The sequence below is a fragment of the Bacillus sp. AFS001701 genome (assembly GCF_002559405.1).
Classification (GTDB): Bacteria; Bacillota; Bacilli; order Bacillales; family Bacillaceae_G; genus Gottfriedia.
This window is the reverse complement of record NZ_NTZO01000031.1, coordinates 1-4,536: the sequence shown is the minus strand read 5'-3', so window position 1 is coordinate 4,536 and position 4,536 is coordinate 1. Positions and strand designations below refer to the sequence as shown.

Sequence of the window (4,536 nt, the reverse complement as noted above, 5' to 3'; positions counted from 1 at the left end):
GCCTCCTCGGCAAGCCTGCGGGGTCTCAGCCTTCCCGCTTATCCCATAGGAGTCGAGCACCCCTTTCGTTCCAATCAACTTATTCATCAAAAAAAGTCTGCAATAAAACCTAATCAAATAGCCTTTACTTCGAGTATCCTAACAGTTGTATATTAATTAGCTTGTAGGTCAATTAATATTGTGAGTAATAATTAAACTAATCAATTGAATTTGTTTTACTAAAAATAAGCTCATAATATTTTTAACTTCTGAAAAAATTATTACTAGTATTATTGGAATCACGAAATTACTAAAACATATTAACATTTAAAACCATTAATAGATTCATCCAAAAAATGATAATTTCATCATTAAATAAATGTACATTTAATGTCCGTTTTCCCTATTAATTATTTTATTTTGTTGAAAGAGGGATTCTGCAGTTAATATCCTAATTAACTGACATATTTTATAAGTGCAAATTATGGGGTTAACTCGTTCTTGAATTTCATTTATCATTTAATTAATAAAATTGAGAATCACTACAAAGAAAAATCTTATGGTCAATACTCATTTTACTTTGATTATTTTAGAATACTTTGTATAATTGGCAGTGGGAGTGATGGGACTATGATGGAGTTTTTATATTTTCCTGAAGATAAAACAGAGTATATACCTGCCGTTATTTCATTAATCATTTTTATGATTGGTGCATTTATTACTTTTTACTTAATTAAAAAGGCATCGCTGAAAGAAGAAAAGCGTATAACAGAATTAATGGAATCAAAAGAAAAAAAATCATTACGTGAATAAAATAATTCAAAATGGGGACTTACTAAGGAAGGTCTCTTTTTTTTGATTTACATCACATTTTTATCACATATCTGTGATAGATTTATTTTTGTGAATTTATTAGCTACATAGACTATCTCAAATCTGCTCAACAAAGCGCGTTTAAAACATTAACTTTATCGATCTGAAATTTAAGATCTGTTTAAATTTAGCAGAATCTTAGGAGGTAATACATATGAAAAAATTATTAAGTCTATTAATTGTAAGCATTATGATTACTGCAGGTTGTTCTAATGAGAAGAAGAAGGAACCCGTAGTTGAAAAACCGGTTGATGTAAATATACTTCTGCCGACATCCGATATTAATTTAAATAAAGAAATTACAATACGTGCTGAAGTTAGTCAAAATAATAAAGCTGTTTCTGACGCTGATGAAGTTCAATTTGAAATTGGTAAAAATGGTGAAGATAGTATTGCCATGCTTGATGCAAAAAATGGTGCCGATGGTATTTATTCAGCTACATACAAATTTACTGATCCAGGTGATTACTATGTAATTGCCCATGTTACTGCTAGGGATCAACATTCAATGCCTAAAAAGGATTTTAAAGTTCAAACTACTTCCTCAACTAGTAATAGTAATGGTGAAAAGAGTGAGCATGAAACTCACATTGGAAACGATCATCATGGAGATGTAATGATTCATTTAATGGGCACTGAAAATATTGATGCAAATAAAGAAAATCTCTTTACGATTCATCTTATGACGAATGATGGAAAACCGTTTGAAAAAGCGAACGTGCGAATTGAAACATGGAAAGATGAGCAAGGAAAGCATGGCTATACTGATGCAAAAGAAGTTGCACCAGGTGAATATGAAGTTAAGTATACTTTTAAAGAAAAAGGAACAAATACAGTAAAGGTTCATGTTGAAAAAGAAGAACTACACGACCATACTGAAAAAGAAGTCACAGTAAATTAAATAATAATGAAGGCTATCCTATGGATAGCCTCTTTTATATAAAAGCTTGAAGTCAAGAGCTACTGACTGATATCGCTTTAATGGGGGTGAATATTTTGAGAAAGATTTCGATCTTCAGCACGATTTTACTTTTCTTATTTTGTACTGGCTGTATGCCAAATAATATGTCACATATTAAGGATTCGGAAAATGTCCTTATTTCAGTAAATAAAAAAGTGGGAAGCTTAACGTTCCTAAATTTAGATGACTTACATAAAGTAACAGATTGGAATTTAAATAGAGATATTAGTGGAGCAGTATTATTACAAGACGGAGAAGATATTGCCTTATATCATCCAACAAATCCAAAAATAGATATTTATCATCTTTCAACAGGGGAACATTTCGATAGTTGGAACGTTGGTACTGGAATTACCAATATAATTTATTTGAAAAGTAATCAGGTGATTGCTGTAACGAATGGAAAAAAGAATAACATTACATTTTTAAATCGTAAGGGTAAGGTTCTTAAAAAAATTAAAATAGGTAGAAATCCAATTTCGATGGTTGAAGATACGATTCATCATAAACTATATGTTAGCTTGTTTAACGAGAGAAAAGTGATTGGTATTAACTTGGATCGTTTTAAAATTGAACAAACGATTGAAGTGCCGTACACATCTGTAGGCTTAATTTTAAACAAAGATTCATCTGAACTATTTGTTGGAGGTCACGGAAATGGTGAAGTGGAAAACGAGGACGTAAAAGTATTTTCAACTATTACTGGTAAGCAACAAAAGTCTCTTCATACGCCATTAATGCCTATTTCGTTTTTTCAAAATGAAGATGGATTGTTTACGATCGCACATGGAACAAATCAAATTTATAAGCTAAATCCGAATGTAGTTAATCAGACTAAGTTTATTGAAGTTGGATCGAATCCATATACGGCTATTGGTTTTAAACATACCGCGTATGTAACTAGCTATGATTTAAACAAGTTGTACCAAATAAATACGACAACGATGAAAATTGAAAAAGAAGTTGCAGTAGGAAGAGGACCTTTTCAATTATTGTTAAGAGAGGGCATTCGTCATGATTGAAAGAAAGATATTAATTGTTGATGATGAACAAGAAATTTGCCAATTGGTTGGAATGTATTTAGAAAATAGTGGATATAGTTGGGACGAAGCAAACAATGGTGAGAGTGCATTGTCAAAAATAAGTGAATCAAACTATGATTTATTAATTTTAGATATAATGATGCCGATAATGGATGGATGGACCCTTTGTAAAAGGATTAGAGAAACATCAAATGTACCTGTGATTTTCTTGACTGCAAAAGGTGAAGAGTGGGATAAGGTAAATGGATTAAAAATGGGAGCGGATGATTATATCGTAAAACCATTTAGTCCTGGAGAATTAATTGCAAGAGTAGATGCAGTTTTAAGAAGAACGAAAAATTCGGATGCTTCCGTTTTACAGATTGGCCACATCAAAATAAATGAAAAGTCTAGGAATGCTTTTGTATCGGACAAACCTTTATCACTTACATTAAAAGAATATGATTTGCTCCTCTTCTTCTGTAAGCACCAAGACCATGTTTTTAGCCGTGAACAAATTTTAGAAAGGGTTTGGGGGTTCGATTATTTTGGTACAGCTAGAACAGTTGATACACATATAAAAACATTAAGAATTAAATTAGGACAGGATGCAGATTATATTTCTACGGTTTGGGGTGTAGGGTATAAATTTGGGATAAATGGATGAGGAAATTACTCCATTCGTTATCGTTTTTACAAAAACTTTGGTTAACGATTTGTTTAATCGTAATTTGTACAACAATCTTTTTCTTTTTAATGTTTCAGTTTGCTTATAAGCAATTATATGTTTCATATGTTCGTTCCACTTTAATCCAAGAAGGTACAAGTTTAGTAAAACATTATCATAAAACGAATAATGTTAATGACTTTTCAGAATTTGTCTCAAAATTTGATGCTGTTTCAAATGCTAATGTTTTATTTATTAGTAATCCTAGAGATTTAAGTGCATGTATCCCCTATAATGTAAGCCACGAATCTTTCATTACTGAAGATGATCGTGAAACTTTATTAAAAGGAAAAGTGATTACGAAGACAGGATTTGAAAAAAGATTTAAGCATCAAATAATCGGTGTTGTTGTTCCAGTTGTAAAAAAAGAAAAACTTGAAGGGATTATATACTTACACTTACCTTTAAGGAGTGTTACTGAATTAATTCAACAATCAAAATGGATCTTTACGATTAGTACATTGTTATTTGCTTTCATTATTCTTTTAATTGGCAGAAGTATAATAAAACAAATGATTAAGCCTTTATCAAGAATGGAGCAAATATCTTATAAAATGGCAAATGGTGATTACACTGAACGGATAAACTACAATAGTGGTGATGAAATAGGAAAACTAGCTACTGCGTTTAACTCGATGTCTGATTCCTTACAAAAAGAAGATGAAAATAGAAAAGAGTTTTTAGCCAATGTTTCTCATGAATTAAGAACGCCATTAAGTTATGTAAAAGGATATAGTGAAGCAATTTTAGATGGTGTAATAAAACAAGAACAACAACTAAAATATGTTGGTATCATTCAGAAAGAGGCTAGTCGGATGCAAAGATTAGTTAGAGATTTACTTGACTTGGCCACATTAGATGGTCAGCAATTTCCACTTAGTCAAGAACCTAACGTAATTGCTCAGTTAATTGAAGATGCAATCGAAACATATTCTCAGATCCTTATTAAACGTAATATTAAAATTCAAAAGAAC

Annotated in this window: 5 protein-coding genes; all 5 read left to right on the top strand. The window is 31.0% G+C overall.

The window, feature by feature from the left end; genetic code table 11:
- Positions 1–609: 609 nt before the first annotated feature.
- On the top strand, positions 610–792 hold the full coding sequence (locus tag CN514_RS03470; protein WP_069034802.1) for a hypothetical protein: 183 nt from the start codon (positions 610–612) through the stop codon (positions 790–792).
- Positions 793–1,006: 214 nt separating this feature from the next.
- On the top strand, positions 1,007–1,753 hold the full coding sequence (locus CN514_RS03465; RefSeq protein WP_098231399.1) for a FixH family protein: 747 nt from the start codon (positions 1,007–1,009) through the stop codon (positions 1,751–1,753).
- A gap of 95 nt (positions 1,754–1,848) precedes the next feature.
- Positions 1,849–2,835 (top strand): YncE family protein, encoded by a 987-nt coding sequence (locus CN514_RS03460; RefSeq protein ID WP_098231398.1) that lies wholly within the window; start codon positions 1,849–1,851, stop codon positions 2,833–2,835.
- Positions 2,828–3,502, top strand: a complete 675-nt coding sequence (locus tag CN514_RS03455) for a response regulator transcription factor (RefSeq protein ID WP_098231397.1) — start codon at positions 2,828–2,830, stop codon at positions 3,500–3,502. Before CN514_RS03460 ends, CN514_RS03455 begins: the two co-directional genes overlap by 8 nt.
- The coding region (locus CN514_RS03450; protein ID WP_098231396.1) for a sensor histidine kinase at positions 3,499–4,536 on the top strand (1,038 nt) is incomplete at its 3' end. The genes CN514_RS03455 and CN514_RS03450, both read left to right, overlap by 4 nt.